Raw genomic sequence first — 16758 nt, 5'->3', positions numbered from 1 at the left:
ATTAGGATAATCGTTAGTGGATGCTAAAGAAGGCATATTAAACTTTGGATTTTGGAACTGTGCTATATCACCTCCAGGTCAAAGTGAAGATCCTGAAATCACGATGATATCTGAAGCTTTTGATTTAATTAAAGGGGTTTTTTTAGCGCATAATCTTGCATTCTTGATTATATGCGAAATAAATGAGGGTTCTTTTCGCTTATTAAAAGAGATGCTGGATAAAGAGGGCTTTGAAAGCATGCTGGCTAATGACAAAACTCCTACGGGGAGTCGTTTAGATTTAGCCTGCATATATGTGCCCACATTAGTTTCTATAGTCAAACAGGAAAGCCATTTTGGCAATGTTGGTACATCAAGTATAAAAATATCTCAGCAATTTGAATTACAAACTCCATATAGCAAAGAAACTATACTTCTTTTCGCCTCACATTGGCCGAGTAGACTTCAGTATGTTGCAGATGACTTCAAAAATCACTGCTCCATAGGTTTAAAGTATAAGATCCAGCGGCTTCAAGAAATAAATAAGCAATTCATAATAATGGGTGACTTTAACGATGATCCATATTCTCACGCTCTGTTCAAAAACTTGATGGCAACAAACGATAGAGCTCTGGTAATTTCTAAGACATCGTGTTGGCTTTATAATCCGTTTTGGAAATCATTATCTGCGCGGACAATCTTTAACAGAGATTCTAATACTCATGATTTTGGAACTTGCTATACTCGCACTAATAACATGAATAAGTGGTCCACTTTCGATCAGATTATATTTTCCGGGAACTTTTTGAAAAACGGCAAATGGTTTATCAATGAAGAAAAGTGTACAGTAATTTCTGACGAAGTACTTGTGAACTTGATAATGGATGATGAAAATAAGTTTGACCACTTACCCATTATTGGATCAATAATTCATAGTTGAGGTTAAAATGTCCAGATTTTCGGAATCAGTTAAGAGTGGGTTGCTGAAGGCAACTGAAACAGCTAGAAACATAGAACAAATTGATTCTATTTTTCAAGATTTAGCTGTGCAAGTAGAAAATACGTCTAATGGTGTCGTAACCTTTAAGAGAGTAGGTTCAGATCCTTTGGTTACGTGGTCAAAATTGGTAAAGCCTGAGCTTAATCAAAAAAACTCTGGGCGGCTTGCTTTGAAAAATAGTAAGGGTGCTTTGGATATTGTTGCATTTTGGGAACAAGCTGCAGATGGTTATCCATTCATAATTAAATATGATGGGGAGCGTCACGATTGTTGGGATGATGAGTCTTTGGTCAATATTTTATCAACGATTGTTTCATCAGGAGCGTTTTGGATAAGAGTCCAAAAGCTGATCTAATAAGACTATAACTTCGTCTGCTGGTCTATCAACAAACCTATCACCTTTGAGAATGCCCGTCTTTGAGGGCATTCTCAGCTCATGAATGAACAACTCTCTGAAATTCAGCGCCTGCTGCGCAATCTGATCCGCATCGGAACCGTGTCGGCCGTCAACCTTGATGGCGGGCTGTGCCGTGTCGATACGGGAAAAAACACAACCAGCTGGCTGCATTGGCTGAGCGCCCGCGCGGGTAAAACCCGCTCCTGGAATGCCCCGTCAGTGGGTGAGCAGGTGCTTGTGCTGTGCCTCGGCGGCGAACTCGATACCGGCTTTGTGCTGCCGGGTATTTTCTCTGATGAAAATCCGGCTCCGTCAGCCTCGGCCGATGCGCTGCACTGGTCATTTCCTGACGGTGCGGTGATCGAGTACGAGCCGGAAACCGGCGCGCTGATCGCAACCGGCATACAGACGGCAACCATCAAAGCAGCGGTAAAAATCCTGTTCGACTCGCCCGAAGTGGAATGCACGACGCTGTTAAGAACTGCGCAGCTGGAAGTCACCCAGGGCGGCACGATGAATGGCGACGTTACGCATACCGGCGGCAACCTTTCATCAAACGGCAAGGTACTGCATTCGCATATACATCCGGGCGACAGCGGCGGAAAAACGGGAGCGCCAGTATGACAACCGCAAAATATATCGGCATGAACCGCGAAACCGGCGGCACGCTGACCGACCTCGATCATATCCGGCAGTCGATTAGCGACATTTTTCTGACCCCTGTTGGCTCCAGGGTGATGCGCCGCCAGTATGGTTCGCTTTTATCCGCGCTGATTGACCAGCCGCAAAACGAGGCGCTGCGCCTGCAGATTATGTCGGCCTGCTATATGGCGATCCTGAAATGGGAGCCGCGCGTAAAGCTGACCGCCATCAGCTTTGAGTCGGATATCAACGGCGCAATGGTGGTTGAGCTGTCCGGCAACCGCACCGACAACGCGCAGCCTTTTTCCTTAACCGTTCCTGTGAGCTGAGACTATGGCAACTATCGACCTGAGCCAGCTGCCCGCGCCTGACGTGGTGGAGTCGCTGGACTATGAAACCCTGCTGGCCGAGCGAAAGGCGACGCTGATTTCCCTTTATCCTGCTGACCAGCAGGAGGCCGTCGCCCGCACGCTGACGCTGGAGTCAGAACCCATCGTTAAACTGCTGCAGGAAAATGCTTATCGTGAGCTGATCCTGCGCCAGCGCATCAACGAGGCGGCAAAGGCGGTAATGGTGGCGTATTCACTGGATGGCGACCTTGACCAGCTCGGCGTTAACAATGGCGTACCCCGCCTGACCATTACCCCGGCCGACGATACAACCATTCCGCCAACCCCAGCAGTGATGGAAAGTAACGATGATTTCCGGCTGCGCATCGCCTCCGCCTTTGAAGGGCTGAGCGTGGCCGGGCCGACCGGTGCTTATGAGTACCATGCCAGAAGCGCCGACGGCCGCGTAGCCGATGCATCGGCCATCAGCCCGTCGCCCGCCGTTGTTACCGTGACTGTGCTCGCGCGTGAAGGCAACGGCGTGGCCGGTGATGATCTGCTGTCCGTGGTTAACGCTGCGCTCAACGACGAAGACGTTCGTCCGGTTGCCGACCGGGTGAGCGTGCAGTCAGCAAAGATTGTGGAATACGAAATCGTGGCCGAGCTGTACCTCTATCCGGGGCCGGAAGCGGAGCCAATCCGCGCCGCCTCAGAGGCAAAGCTCGCCGCCTTTGTCAGCGCGCAGAAGCGCCTCGGCCGCGACATTCGCCTGTCTGCGCTGTATGCCGCTATGCACGTTGAGGGCGTGCAGCGCGTCAATCTGATTAAGCCTGCTGCAGATGTGGTACTTGATAAAACAAAGGCCGCTTACTGCACAGGCTACACGCTGACCGTGGGAGGCTCGGATGAGTGAGCGCCTGCTGCCGACCGGCTCGACACCCCTTGAGATTGCTGCCGCCGAAGCGCTGGCAAGTCCAGGCGCGATGAGCGTGCCGCTGCGCCAGTTATGGAATCCGTACACTTGCCCGGTGGAGCTTCTGCCCTATCTGGCGTGGGCGTGGTCAGTTGACCGCTAGGATTCAGCCTGGCCTGAATCGACAAAGCGTGCCGTGGTTGCCGCCTCGCAGTACGTGCACCGGCACAAGGGCACGATAGGCGCTATCCGGCGCGTCGTTGAGCCGCTGGGCTATCTCATCAAAATAATCGAGTGGTGGAAAACCGGTGAAGCGCCTGGCACGTTCCGGCTGGACGTGGGCGTACTGGATACCGGCATTACCGAGGAGATGTATAACGAGCTGGAGCGCCTGATAGCTGACGCCAAGCCCTGCAGCCGTCACCTTATTGGCCTGTCCATTAATCTCGATGCTAACGGCACTCTGCCGATCGCCGTTGCCAGCTACAGCGGCGACGAGCTGACTGTTTACCCTTATACCCCTGAGCTTATCAGCGTCGGCGGGCCGGTCTATTCTGGCGCGGCGGTGCATCTTATTGACCTGACGGAAGTGAGCGCATGACGACAAAATATTTTGCCCTGCTGACCAATCAGGGCGCGGCTAAGCTGGCGAACGCCGCCGCACTCGGCACGAAAGTGAACATCGCCTCTATGGGTGTCGGCGATGGTGGCGGCACGCTGCCGACGCCTGATGCGGCACAGACAAAGCTCATCGGCGAGAAGCGTCGCGCGCAGCTTAATACCCTGACCGTTGACGCGGCAAACAGCAGCCAGATTATCGCCGAGCAGATTATCCCGGAAAGCGAGGGCGGTTTCTGGATCCGCGAAATCGGCCTGTATGACGCCGACGGCGTGCTGATTGCCGTTGCTAACTGCCCGGAAACCTATAAGCCGCAGCTGGCTGAAGGCAGCGGGCGGACGCAGACTGTGCGCATGATTTTAATCGTGAACAGCACAACGGCCGTCACGCTGAAAATTGATCCGTCAGTAGTGCTGGCGACGCGCAAGTATGTTGATGACGCTGTGATCGAGGTAAAGGCATACGCTGACGGCGTAATGAAAAAGCATCTCGATGCTGATAACCCCCACAGCCAGTACCTGCAGATCGCAAATGCCCTGGCAGAAATCAAAGACGCCGGGCTGATTGCTGATGTTCTCAAAAACCTCGGTTTAACAGAAAAGTTTTCCGGCAGGCTTTTGCGCACTTTTGTCATGACCACATCGGGCAACTACACACCCGATCCAGCAGCTACAAAGGTGAGCTGCCAAATAGTCGGTGCCGGTGCCAGTGGCGGCAGTCCAGTCACAGTCAATTCTTCATCCTATACCGCAGCTGGAGGCGGTGGTGGTGGTGGTGGGTTTGTGGAATTTGAGATTGATCTAACCAAAGCAAAGGTTAATGCCGTTCCTGTCACAATCGGACTTGGTGGCGCAGCAGTAACAGGCAATGTAGGAATTAAAGGCGGCAATACGTGGTTTGGTACCAAAATTTCCGCATCAGGCGGAAGCAGTGGTGCAATAGCGTCGCGACCCCGTTCAGACTACGCAAACTCGGTAAGTTCACTGATGATTATTCCTGGTGCGCCGGGGATGGGAGAGTTTAAAGAGACGGCGACAGGTTATCGGCTTATGCGCAAAAGTAATGGCTGTCCTGGCGGCTGGGGATATCTCGGATCACAAGGGCAGTTGGGTGGTTCAGGGGGTGCCAGCATGCTGTCTGGTTCAGCGGCAGCGGCGGGTAACAGAGGCAACGGTAATAACGGGGCCGATGCAGGCTTTGGGGCTGGAGGTAGCGGAAGTTGCAATCTGTATGATGACACTAATCCTGATGTAGTTGCTTATACTGTTAAGCCATCTGGCGCGGGTGCAGATGGTGTCGCCATTTTTTATGAGTACACATGATGAATAAAAAATATGCAGTGATGAAAATGGGTGAATATCTTGTTGAAAATACAATTGTAGCGCATTCAGACTTTATAATTGAGGGCCATTGCCTTATCGAAATCACAAAAGATAACCCTACTCAACCCGGCGCCTTTTATAATCCAAAAGACGGGCGATACTATGGGGATATGGATTATAAGTCGGACTTTAAAAAGTTTAAGGTCTTGTGATTTTTCTAAATTATAAAACTGATTTTTCAAATTAATTCGTGAGAAAGCGTTAGGCTTTCGCACGAATTAATTTATTCCCATCAAGTATAACTAATGACTTCCTTTAATCATTGCTTAAATCTGAATCATTAACATCATCAGGATCTAAGAAAGGACTATCATTTTGACCTACAATTTCATTTTCAAGACGCACCAGACGACGCCTTTCTTTTTCGATATTTGAAAGCATTGACTTTTTAGTCGACTCTAAAGTGTCTAGTTGCTTTTGATTGAGGTTTTCTGTTGAAATGCCATTTAATATATCGAGATGCCTTAAGCTAAGATTCAACAAACTTTCAGTTTGGGAATATTCTTCGTGCAAGAGGTCGCTATGTTTTTTTATATTATAAGCATCAAAGAAGATCTTGCTAATGTTTTCACTATTTTGCATTGTAAGCTTTTTTATGAGGCTTTTAGCTTTATTGCTCAGGGGGCTTGCGTTAGTTAATTCTGATATAGTTGCGTCATCAATTTTAGCATTGAGGTGAGTATTTGCGTGATGAAGGAAAGTATTAATATTCTGTAGAATGAACTCACTTGCACCTTTTGATTTCATCTCGGTAATTAAAGACTCATTAGGTCCCCTTACCTTACCGTCTATTTTGAAAAAGAAATCTGATTTAGCATCATTAGTAACATAGACTACATTTTTAATACTTTCTTTTTCAACGTATTCAAGAATTTGATTCCAAACATAATAATCACCATATTCACCATCATAGAAAATATTATCATAAGAGTAAAAGTCGGTCTTCTTATCCTTAGCATCCTCAAAGCCAGGTCCAATATTGTACTTATAACGAGATTTACCAAGAGCATTTATAGCATTAATAGCAGCTTGGTTTTCTGGTCCTGGCCCAATCCGACCATCGGTTAGCTCATCTATTTGGTCACGAATAATATCGTGTGAAGAAAAAAAATCTATTTTTTTATTTCTTACATCAATTGATTCCTCACCAAAGGATGCGACAAGTCTATCTACATCTGCAAAAAATGATTCTAACTCGCCGCTTAGATTTGTGTATCTAGATATTGTTTTGTTATATGTATCACCATATATATCTTTTTTAAGATCAGTGATAGTGCTATTGATCTTTTTATAAATAGCACTTAATGAATCTCTACTTCCTTTGACAACAGTTAGCCGATTACGCTGGTATTCAAGGCAAACATGATGAGGAAACCAACATTGCTCTTTAACTTTTTTCCATATTGCGAAAAACTGATCTCGAGTTTCCTCTTCACAACGATATAAAGTCAAAAGAATATTGGTATCGAATATAAATATCGTATCTTGGCTCTTAAAAACATTGCCTATTGTTTGTTCAGGTGTTCCGTAAAATCCGTTAAAACTGTTTCGCATATCTATCCTTAAAAATTATGAAAAAAACTTCACGCTCTATTTACTTATACCTTCAATTACTCAATTTTCCAAGAGTTTCATTCTTGCATGATTATGAATTTTTCGGGGAGTGTTGCACATAATTATCTGTGAATTAAATGCGTAATTGAAAAATCACACTAGGTGGCCGCAGGATAAAACCCTGCGGCTCGGTGCTTTTTATAGAATGAAATGCAATTTATTTTCATATATTTAGCATAAGGATTTAAGCATAAACTCATTATGGCCATTCAATATCTGGGGCATTACTTACATCAAGCCTGCTTAGAGCCACTCTAAATTTTTTCCACTCCACTAAACGGTCAAACTCTGCATTTGTAGCTATGCCTGTATCCACTGCATCCTGCAGCGGAGCGATCGCCCGATTTGCCTTATCCATTTCAGCTACCAGCCTGCTGCTGGCAATAAGGATTGCATCCTTACCGTCTGCAACCGGGGCAGTAAAGACGCCGTTGCTGTAATTATAATTAATATCAGGCTGTTCAGGCAGCGAGGTGATTTCCACCCATAACAGTGACGGGTGATACAGTTTTTCAGGCTTAACGTTCAGCGAGACGATTTCCGCGACGCGCTGATTTTCGATGCGAGCATAGGTTTTCATCAGCTGTATTCCTCAATGTAGATAACGCCGTCGGAACCGTAATTGCCGATAAAAGGATCGGCACGGGTAGAGCCGCCACCTCCTGCACCAAAAGTTTTTGCTTTACTGGATACATTACCGTCCCCGCTTCGCTTGCCGCCTCCCCAGTAACTGACGCCGCCATCACCGGAACCACCACGATAAGGGTTTGTAGTCGTTGCTATGATACCTGGCGCATCGCTACCGTCGCCGCCCTGAATATTCAAATCACCGCCTACAGCTGTTCCACCCGCACCGCCTGCATCCCCTGATGAAGTATTAACGCCGTTGCCCGCCGTCAGCAGGCCATTAAATGTGCTGCTTGTTGCCGACAGGGTTTCATCGCTGCCACGCCCTACCATACCAGGATAAATTTTTGCGTCGTCCACATTTAGCCAGGCAATAACCGTGCCGCCCGCACCTCCTCCTGCGCCACGGCTCGTAAGGCCGCTACCCCATCCGAGATAGCCATAACCTCTGCCACCGCCGCCGGTCAGGATAATTCTGATGCGCTTTGTTCCAAGCGTGGGCTTGTAGCTTATTGCGCCCGTCGTGGTAAAAATCTGGCGGCCAATAAAACGCCCGGAAAACTTTTCTGTTAAACCGAGGTTTATGAGAAACAAACGCCTGGCCCTGCGCAGGGCCGCACTGGCACACTTGCGGCCATTTGCGGAGGATCCAGCGTGCTGATTGGCTATATCAGGGTATCAACAAATGACCAGAACACGGATTTACAGCGGGTTGCGCTGCAGAGCGCAGAATGTGAGCTTATTTTCGAGGACAGGATAAGCGGTAAAACCAGTGAAAGGCCGGGGCTGAAGAAGGCGCTGCGCTGCCTGCAGCCCGGCGACATGCTGATCGTATGGAAGCTCGACCGGCTCGGCAGAAGTATGCGGCATCTGGTCATGCTGACTGAGGAGCTGCGCGAACGTGGCGTTAACTTCCGCAGCCTGACAGACAGCATTGATACCAGCACGCCGATGGGCCGGTTTTTCTTTCATGTCATGGGGGCGCTGGCTGAAATGGAGCGCGAGCTGATAATAGAACGCACCCGCGCTGGGCTGGCTGCTGCGCGGGATAAAGGACGCATTGGCGGCAGACGACGCGTGATGACGCCGGACGTTATCGGCCGCGCTGAACGAATGCTGGCGAACGGCGCGACGCTGCAGCAGATTGCGCTTGTGCTGGAAGTGTCAGTAAAAACCCTTTACCGGTACATACCAGCCGACAGGCAGCGCCAGATTATTAATTCTGTCTGCTGACTGACCAGCAACCCCCCATCAGATGCACTGCTAAACCTGACCTGACACTCTGAGCACACCCTCAAAACGGAGTGCATTAGATGTCTGATTATCATCATGGTGTCCGCGTCGTCGAAGTCAACGACGGCACGCGCACCATTACAACCGTATCAACCGCAATCGTGGGCATGGTCTGCACCGCGCAGGATGCGGATGCGGCAACCTTCCCGCTTAATACGCCGGTGCTTATTACCAACGTGCAGGGCGCGGTCGGTAAGGCTGGCAAAAAAGGCACGCTTGCGGCTGCGCTGCAGGCCATTGCTGACCAGTCCAAACCTGTGACCGTCGTCGTGCGCGTGGCTGAAGGTGCCGACGAAGCCGAAACCACGTCCAATATCATCGGCGGCACGGATGAAAACGGCCAGTATACCGGCATGAAAGCGCTGCTCGCCGCGCAGACACAGCTCGATGTTAAGCCGCGTATTCTCGGCGTGCCGGGGCTGGACTCGCTTGCGGTGGCAACCGCGCTTGCCAGCATCGCGCAGCAGCTGCGCGCCTTTGCCTATGTTTCTGCGTGGGAATGCAAAACCATTTCCGAAGCCCGCCTGTATCGCCAGAACTTCAGCCAGCGTGAATTGATGATTATCTGGCCTGATTTCCTTGCGTGGAACACCGCGAACACTAAATCCGACACGGCCTATGCCACTGCCCGTGCGCTGGGCCTGCGCGCCAAAATCGACAACGACACAGGCTGGCATAAAACCCTGTCTAACGTCGGCGTCAACGGTGTGACCGGGATTTCCGCATCAGTGTTCTGGGATTTGCAGCAGACCGGCACCGACGCCGACCTGCTCAATGAGGCAGACGTCACCACGCTGATCCGTAAAGACGGTTTCCGCTTCTGGGGCAACCGTACCTGCAGTGATGATCCGCTGTTTCAGTTTGAGAACTACACCCGCACGGCGCAGGTGCTGGCCGACACGATGGCCGAGGCGCACATGTGGGCGGTTGATAAGCCGCTGACGCCGGTTCTGGTGCGCGAGATTATCGCGGGCATCAATGCGAAGTTCCGCGAGCTGGTTAACGCCGGTTATCTGCTGGGTGCATCCGCCTGGTATGACGAAAGTGCCAACGATAAAGACACCCTGAAGGCAGGCAAGCTCTTTATTGACTACGACTACACGCCGGTGCCGCCGCTGGAAGATTTAACCCTTCGCCAGCGCATTACCGACACCTATCTGGCGAACTTCGCCGCATCCGTAAACAGCTGAGGAGCCGGATAAATGGCACTGCCACGCAAACTAAAGGGTATGAACCTTTTTAATAACGCCAACAGCTATCAGGGCGTCGTCACCGCCGTGACCCTGCCGAAGCTGGCGCGCAAGCTCGACCCGTTCCGCGCAGGCGGCATGAGCGGCGCGGCCTTTATCGATAACGGTCTGGAAGATGACGCGCTCGATGTTGAATGGAGCATCGGCGGCATTGATGAGCTGGTTCTCACGCAATGGGGCGCGTCTGACATTCCCCTGCGCTTTACCGGCTCTTACCAGCGCGACGATACCGGCGAGGAAATCGCGGTAGAGATTGAGGTGCGCGGTAAGCATCAGTCGTTTGATTTTGGCGAAGCCAAACAGGGTGAAGATACCGAAACCAAAATCACCTCCAAAAACACCTATTACAAGCTGACCTTTAACGGCAAAGAGCTGATCGAAATCGACACCATCAACATGGTGGAGAAGGTCAACGGTGTTGACCGTCTTGAGCAGCGCCGTAAAAACCTCGGCCTGGTATAAACCCTGACGCCAGCGCCCGCCGCTGGCTTTACCTGATTACAGTGAACAGAGAATAATCATGGAAAAGAAAGAGAATGTTGTTGAGTTTGAAACCCCGCTGCTGCGTGGCGAAACCGAAATCAAAAGCGTTGAGCTGATTAAGCCGACTGCCGGTAGTCTGCGCGGCGTGCGCCTGGCTGATCTGTGCCAGTCAGATGTTGATTCCCTGCTGACCGTGCTGCCCCGCATTACCCTGCCAGCACTGACTAAGGCCGAATGTAACGCCCTTGATCCGGTTGACCTGATTGCGCTGGGCGGCAAGGTGATTGGTTTTTTGCAGTCGAAGTCGGACGAATAGACTGGCCGCGCGGCCTGACGGTCAATGACCTGATGGCCGACATTGCCACGATATTTCACTGGCAACCTTCCGAGATGTACGACATGCCGCTGGCCGAGCTGATGGGCTGGCGGCATAAAGCCTTTATCCGCAGCGGAGCGACCCCGGATGAGCAATAACCTTAAAGTGCAGGTGCTGCTGAATGCGGTAGACAAAGCCTCGCGGCCCTTCAAAGCCGTGCAGACCGCTGCCAAAAATCTGTCATCTGACATACGCCAGACGCAGACGACGATTAAGGAACTGGACGCGCAGGCGGGGAAAATTGATGGCTTCCGCAAGGCCAGTGCGCAGCTGGCCGTCACGCAGCAGAGCCTCAAAGACGCAAAGCAGGAGGCGGCAGCGCTGGCCGTGCAGTTTAAAAACACGGAGCGCCCGACGACACAGCAGGCCCGCGCACTGGAAAAGGCCCGTCAGGCAGCGTCTGAGCTGCAGACGAAGTCCAACAGCCTGCGCCTTTCGGTGCAGCAGCAGCGCGAGGCGCTTAACGCAGCGGGGATTTCCACTAAAGCCCTGAGCAGCGAGCAACAGCGCCTGAAATCCGCCTCGGCGCAGGCTACGGTCAGCCTGAGCCGCCAGAAAATGGAGCTGCAGCGGCTGAATGCACAGCAGGAGCGACTGAACCAGACAAGCGAGCGCTACCGCAAAGGGCAGGAGCTGTCGGGTAAGGTGCGCAACATGGGCGCGGCCGGTATCGGTGCCGCAACGGTTGGCGGCATGGCGGCTACGTCGCTGCTGATGCCGGGGTTTGATTTCGCACAGAAGAACTCCGAGCTGCAGGCCGTGCTCGGCGTGGGAAAAGAATCGCAGGAAATGAAAGCCCTGCGTGCGCAGGCCCGTCAGCTGGGTGATACAACCGCCGCCTCTGCCGATGATGCGGCAGGTGCGCAAATCGTTATTGCCAAAGGCGGCGGCGATGCCGCTGCCGTTCAGGCCGTTACGCCGGTTACGCTCAACATGGCGCTGGCAAACAAGCGCACGATGGAGGAAAACGCCGGGCTGCTGATGGGGATGAAATCAGCCTTCCAGCTCTCAAACGATAAGGTCGCACACATCGGCGACGTGCTGTCGATGACCATGAATAAAACGGCCGCTGACTTTGACGGGCTTAGCGACTCTCTGACCTACGTCGCCCCGGTAGCAAAAAACGCGGGCGTCAGCATCGAACAGGCGGCAGCAATGGTCGGCGCTCTGCACGATGCCAAAATCACAGGTTCAATGGCAGGTACAGGAAGCCGCGCCGTGCTGAGCAGGCTGCAGGCTCCTACCGGTGAATCATTCAAGGCTATCAAAGAGCTGGGTATTAAAACGGCTGACGGCAAAGGAAATACCCGCCCGATATTCACCATCCTGAAAGAAATGCAGGCGAGTTTTGATAGTCACAAGCTGGGAACGGGCCGGCGCGCCGAGTACATGAAAACCATATTCGGCGAGGAGGCCAGCTCATCGGCCGCCGTGCTGATGACCGCAGCCTCAACCGGTAAGCTCGATCAGCTGACCGCCACGTTTAAAGCCTCTGATGGTAAAACGGCCGAGCTGGTCCAGGTCATGCAGGATAATCTCGGCGGCGATCTGAAAGAGCTGCAGTCTGCTTATGAGGCTATTGGCACCGATCTCTTTGATCAGAACGACGGCAGCCTGCGCGCACTTACCCAGGACACGGCAGCACTGCTGCTGACGGTTGATAACTGGATTAAAGCTAACCCTGCGCTGGCAGGCGGTATAGCAAAAGTGGTAATGGGCGGGCTGATGCTGGCCGGGGCGCTGGGCGCAATCGGGCTGGTAGCCTGGCCGGTAATTGCGGGCGTGAATACCCTGATTGCCGGTGCGGGGTTTCTCGGCACGGCATTCAGCATCGCGGGCGGAGCCATTACGGCCGCGCTCGGCGCTATCACGCTGCCGGTGGTGGCCGTCGTGGCGGCAATCGTGGCCGGGGCGCTACTGGTGCGCAAATACTGGGAGCCTATCAGCGCCTTTATAGCAGGCATGGCCGAAGGGTTTACCGCAGCGATGGGGCCGATCAGTGATTCCTTTGGTTCGCTGAAGCCGGTTTTTGAGTGGGTAGGCGGCAAGGTCAAAGAGCTGTGGGGCTGGTTCGGCAAACTGCTGGAGCCGGTGAAATCCACGCAGACCGAACTTGCCGCCGCCGGAGACATGGGTAAAAAGTTCGGCAACATGCTGGCCGAGGCGCTGAAAATCCCGAGCCACGCGCTCGATCAGCTTATGGGCGGCATCAACTGGGTGCTGGATAAGCTCGGCATTATCGACACGAAATCCGATGGCCTGAAAGACAAAGTCCCGTCCCCGGATCCGGTAGCAACCGGCGGCGCGGGCGCAGATACCGGCGGGCTGCAATACAACATCGCCTATGGTGGCGCGCCTTACCGCCCGGTTTCAGCCCCGTCAGCCGGGGGCGGATTCACCGACCGCAGCCAGAATACTTATCAGTATGAAATCAACATGCACGAGGGCATGACCAAAGACGACGCAATGGCGCTGATGGCGCAGCACCAGGCAAAAGAGCAGCGAAATCGTCAGGCGCAGAACCGCAGCAAAATGGGCTGGGAGGATTAACCGATGATGATGATTTACGGCATGATGCCGTTTATGCGACAGACCCTGCCTTACGGGGATATGCAGCAGAATATCGACTATCGCTGGCCCACTAACAGCCGGTTCGGGCAGCTCCCGTCGGCGCAGTTTATCGGGCCGGGCGATGAAAAAATCACGCTTTCCGGGGAGCTGCGCCCGGAAATCACGGGCGGCTCGGTGTCGCTGATGACCGTCCGCCTGATGGCTGACGAGGGGATGGCGTGGCCGCTGATTGGCGGCAGCGGCATGATCTACGGCATGTACGTGATCGAGAGTATTTCTAACACTTTCAGCGAGTTTTACCCCAACGGGACGGCAAGTAAAATCATGTTTACCCTGAGCCTGAAGCGCGTTGATGAGTCGCTTACCTCTATGTTTGGCGATCTGAAGAAACAGGCTGACGGACTTATTAGCGGTTCCGGCAGTCTGCCAGGGCAGCTTACGTCAGCAATCGACGGCGTGAAGTCTGCGGCCGGTAGTCTGATTTCATCTGCAGGGGGGCTGCTCGGATGATCGGGATAAGCAGCCTGCCGGTGCAGGCCGGGGCGCAACTGATGCCGGATTTCATGCTCAAGGTTAACTCCAAAGACGTTACAACCAATATCCGGGATCGCCTTATCTCGATGACGCTGACCGATAATCGCGGCTTTGAGGCTGACCAGCTGGATATTGAGCTGGACGACGCCGACGGGCAGCTGACTATGCCGGTACGCGGCGCAGTGATTACGCTGTTTCTCGGCTGGAAAGGCCAGACGCTTTTCGGCAAAGGTAATTTCACGGTGGATGAGGTAGAGCACCACGGCGCGCCGGACACCATGACCATCCGTGCCCGAAGTGCTGATTTCCGTGGCTCGCTCAATTCCCGCCGGGAGGTGTCCTATCACGACACAACCCTGGGGGAAGTCGTGACGCAGATAGCCGGGCGCAATAACTTAAAGCCAATGCTGGCCGATGGATTCGCCGGAATTGCCGTGGCTCACATCGACCAGACGCAGGAGACTGACGCTAAATTTCTGACGCGGCTCGCCACGCTGTACGGCGCGGTTGCTGCAGTGAAGGCCGGTCGGCTTCTGTTTATAAAACCCGGTAACGGCGTTACCGCCAGCGGCAAGCCAATTCCGCAGATGACTATCACGCGGCAGGATGGCGACCGGCACAGCTTCAGCATTGCCGACCGTGGCGCATACACTGGCGTCTCGGCGAGCTGGCTGCATACAAAAGACCCTAAGCCTAAGAAAGTTAAAGTGAAGCGAAAGCCGAAGGTTAAGCACCTGCGCGCGCTGGAGCACCCGGCGGCTAAAAAGAAAAAGGCGACCACGGCCAAAACACCGGAGGCCAGAGAGGGGGATTATCTCGCAGGGACAGAAGACAACATATTCATGCTAACGACCGTGTATGCGACGAAAACGGCAGCGATGCGGGCAGCTAAAGCAAAGTGGGATAAGCTGCAGCGCGGCGTCGCTGAGTTCTCGCTCACGCTCGCAATGGGCCGCGCCGACCTTTACCCGGAAACGCCGGTCAGGGTGAGCGGCTTTAAGTCAGTGATCGATGCGCAGCCGTGGATTATCAGTAAGGTGACGCATAGTCTTAGCGGCAGCGGATATACAACCACGCTTGAGTTTGAAGTGCTGCTTTCAGATATTGAATATCAGTCAGAAACAGAGGGTGAAACGGAAACTGCTTAATTCGGGTGTAATTTGCAAAACACAATTTGCATATTCAAACTAAGTGGCTCTCCCCTGCCCTTTTTGAGGATATTGATGATGATGCACTGCCCTTTATGCCAGACAGCAGCCCACGCAAAAAGCAGCCGCTATGTTTCAAAAGAAACAAAAGAACGTTATCACCAGTGCCAGAATATTAATTGCAGCTGCACATTCAAAACGCACGAGACCGTGACTGGAATGATTGTCTCGCCTGGGCAAATCAATAAGGTGCCACTCTACACCAGCCAACAGCAACCTTCCCTTCTGCATTAATTTAGCCCGCTCAGCGGGCTTTTTCATGTTTGAAAATCCATAATCAAACATTGAATACTGGTTTTATATACAGTAACTTAATCCCCTTTTATCAAGGGGGACTGCATGGCAATAAGGAAATTAAATACAGGTAAGTGGCTCTGCGAGTGCTATCTCAATGGAAGGGATGGTAAACGAGTGAGACGACTGTTCAGGACCCGTGCCGAAGCCATTGCCTTTGAGCAATACACTCAGGACGAAATGAAGGCTAAACCCTGGCTGGCTGAGAAAGAGGATAACCGCAAGCTTAGCGAACTTATCGAACTATGGTACAAACTGCACGGTTGCTCGCTAAGTGACAGAAAAGGCCGACTCGGCAAACTCAATATTATTTGCAATGGCATGGGAAACCCCGTTGCTGCCTCTATCACTTCGAAGGATTGGGCACATTATCGGGATCGGCGTTTACAGGGCCTCATACAGAACGGATACAAAACCAGTGATAAATCGTTAAAGGTCTCACCGGGTACCATTAACTGTGAACATGCATTCCTTCGCGCTCTTTTCAATGAGCTGGAACGGCTTGGCGAAATCAGCTACCCCAACCCACTTAAAAATATACGGGAGTTTGATCAGCCAGAGAAAGAAATGGCATGGTTGACTGAAACCCAGATACAAAAGCTTTTTGCCGCCTGCAAAGTTCACGATAACCCCGATCTGACGCTGATTATCAAAATCTGCCTTTCAACCGGGTGCCGGTGGAGTGAAGCCGCGAATCTTAAAGCCTCACAATTGTCTCCAAACAAAATCACTTTCATCAATACCAAAGGCAAAAAGAACCGCTCGGTACCCATCGACAACGCCCTGTATAACGAATTGAAAAACAAAGAGGGCCGTTTTTTTGCAGAGTGCTATCGCCAGTTTTATCGGGTCATTCGCCTGGCCGGTATTGAATTACCCGAAGGCCAGATGAGCCATGTACTGCGCCATAGCTTTGCCAGCCACTTTATGATGGCCGGAGGAAATATCATCGTTCTGCAGCGTATTCTCGGGCATTCCGACATCAGGGTGACGATGCGTTATGCGCACTTCGCGCCCGACCATCTTGAAGATGCAATTCGCTGCAATCCGCTGGCGTTGATGGCGAAGAAAAATGGCGACAAAGTGGCGGCACAGAGTCCAGCAGAGTAGAACAGAAGGTAACACGATCGGGTTTAACTGATTGATTATATTGTAAATTACTGTTTTTAAATGCCAACCAAAAAAAGACCGAATACGATTCCTATATTCGGTCCAGGGAAATGGCTCTCAAGGAGCCGTGCGCTAAA

General features: G+C 52.0%; 19 protein-coding genes and 2 pseudogenes. 18 read left to right on the top strand and 3 right to left on the bottom strand.

Going from position 1 to position 16758, the window contains the following annotated elements; genetic code table 11:
* Positions 1–16: 16 nt before the first annotated feature.
* From IV493_RS07180 to IV493_RS07145, 8 genes and pseudogenes are all read left to right on the top strand, one after another.
* Entirely contained in the window at positions 17–919 is a 903-nt protein-coding gene (locus tag IV493_RS07180; protein WP_195857988.1) for a hypothetical protein, read from the top strand.
* Between the two features lie 7 nt (positions 920–926).
* The gene (locus IV493_RS07175) at positions 927–1334 is read left to right on the top strand and encodes a hypothetical protein (protein WP_195857987.1); all 408 of its coding nucleotides are present in this window, start codon (positions 927–929) and stop codon (positions 1332–1334) included.
* Between the two features lie 81 nt (positions 1335–1415).
* The gene (locus IV493_RS07170) at positions 1416–2000 is read left to right on the top strand and encodes a phage baseplate assembly protein V (protein WP_195857986.1); all 585 of its coding nucleotides are present in this window, start codon (positions 1416–1418) and stop codon (positions 1998–2000) included.
* Positions 1997–2347, top strand: a complete 351-nt coding sequence (locus IV493_RS07165) for a GPW/gp25 family protein (RefSeq protein ID WP_195857985.1) — start codon at positions 1997–1999, stop codon at positions 2345–2347. The genes IV493_RS07170 and IV493_RS07165 overlap by 4 nt, the downstream gene beginning before the upstream one ends.
* Positions 2348–2351: 4 nt before the next feature.
* Complete coding sequence (locus tag IV493_RS07160; RefSeq protein ID WP_132499927.1) at positions 2352–3260, top strand: baseplate assembly protein; 909 nt, start codon at positions 2352–2354, stop codon at positions 3258–3260.
* Positions 3253–3861, top strand: a pseudogene (locus IV493_RS07155) (phage tail protein I). Before IV493_RS07160 ends, IV493_RS07155 begins: the two are co-directional and overlap by 8 nt.
* Positions 3858–4478 (top strand): annotated as a pseudogene (locus tag IV493_RS07150) (phage tail protein); the annotation flags it as partial. The pseudogenes IV493_RS07155 and IV493_RS07150, both read left to right, overlap by 4 nt.
* A 719-nt stretch (positions 4479–5197) precedes the next feature.
* A complete protein-coding gene (locus IV493_RS07145) occupies positions 5198–5413 on the top strand; it encodes a hypothetical protein (RefSeq protein WP_195857984.1) in 216 nt (71 codons plus the stop codon).
* Positions 5414–5516: 103 nt separating this feature from the next.
* Here the strand turns inward: IV493_RS07145 and IV493_RS07140 are convergent, their stop codons facing one another.
* From IV493_RS07140 to IV493_RS07130, 3 genes are all read right to left on the bottom strand, one after another.
* Entirely contained in the window at positions 5517–6815 is a 1299-nt protein-coding gene (locus IV493_RS07140) for a PIN-like domain-containing protein (RefSeq protein WP_195857983.1), read from the bottom strand.
* 259 nt (positions 6816–7074) lie between these two features.
* Complete coding sequence (locus IV493_RS07135; RefSeq protein WP_195857982.1) at positions 7075–7455, bottom strand: tail fiber assembly protein; 381 nt, start codon at positions 7453–7455, stop codon at positions 7075–7077.
* Positions 7455–8096, bottom strand: coding sequence for a hypothetical protein (locus tag IV493_RS07130; RefSeq protein WP_230299989.1), 642 nt, complete (start codon positions 8094–8096; stop codon positions 7455–7457). The genes IV493_RS07135 and IV493_RS07130 overlap by 1 nt, the downstream gene beginning before the upstream one ends.
* 60 nt (positions 8097–8156) lie before the next feature.
* Here IV493_RS07130 and IV493_RS07125 point away from each other — a divergent pair, with 60 nt between their 5' ends.
* The 10 genes from IV493_RS07125 to IV493_RS07080 all read left to right on the top strand — a co-directional run bounded on the left by IV493_RS07125 (position 8157) and on the right by IV493_RS07080 (position 16621).
* Entirely contained in the window at positions 8157–8735 is a 579-nt protein-coding gene (locus IV493_RS07125) for a recombinase family protein (RefSeq protein ID WP_195857981.1), read from the top strand.
* A gap of 80 nt (positions 8736–8815) precedes the next feature.
* Positions 8816–9985 (top strand): phage tail sheath protein, encoded by a 1170-nt coding sequence (locus IV493_RS07120; RefSeq protein ID WP_195857980.1) that lies wholly within the window; start codon positions 8816–8818, stop codon positions 9983–9985.
* Between the two features lie 12 nt (positions 9986–9997).
* Positions 9998–10507, top strand: a complete 510-nt coding sequence (locus IV493_RS07115; RefSeq protein ID WP_010246672.1) for a phage major tail tube protein — start codon at positions 9998–10000, stop codon at positions 10505–10507.
* Between the two features lie 58 nt (positions 10508–10565).
* A complete protein-coding gene (locus tag IV493_RS07110) occupies positions 10566–10844 on the top strand; it encodes a phage tail assembly protein (protein ID WP_195857979.1) in 279 nt (92 codons plus the stop codon).
* Between the two features lie 32 nt (positions 10845–10876).
* Positions 10877–11002, top strand: a complete 126-nt coding sequence (locus IV493_RS07105; protein ID WP_071778604.1) for a GpE family phage tail protein — start codon at positions 10877–10879, stop codon at positions 11000–11002.
* Positions 10992–13454, top strand: coding sequence for a phage tail tape measure protein (locus IV493_RS07100; RefSeq protein WP_195857978.1), 2463 nt, complete (start codon positions 10992–10994; stop codon positions 13452–13454). Before IV493_RS07105 ends, IV493_RS07100 begins: the two co-directional genes overlap by 11 nt.
* 3 nt (positions 13455–13457) lie before the next feature.
* Positions 13458–13985: a phage tail protein gene (locus IV493_RS07095; RefSeq protein ID WP_195857977.1), complete on the top strand. Its 528-nt coding sequence runs from the start codon at positions 13458–13460 to the stop codon at positions 13983–13985.
* Positions 13982–15157 (top strand): phage late control D family protein, encoded by a 1176-nt coding sequence (locus tag IV493_RS07090; RefSeq protein ID WP_195857976.1) that lies wholly within the window; start codon positions 13982–13984, stop codon positions 15155–15157. Before IV493_RS07095 ends, IV493_RS07090 begins: the two co-directional genes overlap by 4 nt.
* Positions 15158–15235: 78 nt before the next feature.
* A complete protein-coding gene (locus IV493_RS07085) occupies positions 15236–15451 on the top strand; it encodes an ogr/Delta-like zinc finger family protein (protein WP_069026604.1) in 216 nt (71 codons plus the stop codon).
* Between the two features lie 105 nt (positions 15452–15556).
* Positions 15557–16621 (top strand): tyrosine-type recombinase/integrase, encoded by a 1065-nt coding sequence (locus IV493_RS07080; protein WP_195857975.1) that lies wholly within the window; start codon positions 15557–15559, stop codon positions 16619–16621.
* Positions 16622–16758 lie beyond the last annotated feature (137 nt).

The sequence above is a fragment of the Pantoea sp. SM3640 genome (genome assembly GCF_015654165.1).
Lineage (GTDB): Bacteria > Pseudomonadota > Gammaproteobacteria > Enterobacterales > Enterobacteriaceae > Pantoea > Pantoea vagans.
Note: the sequence above shows the minus strand (reverse complement) of the source record. Positions and strands in the feature narration are given on the sequence as shown.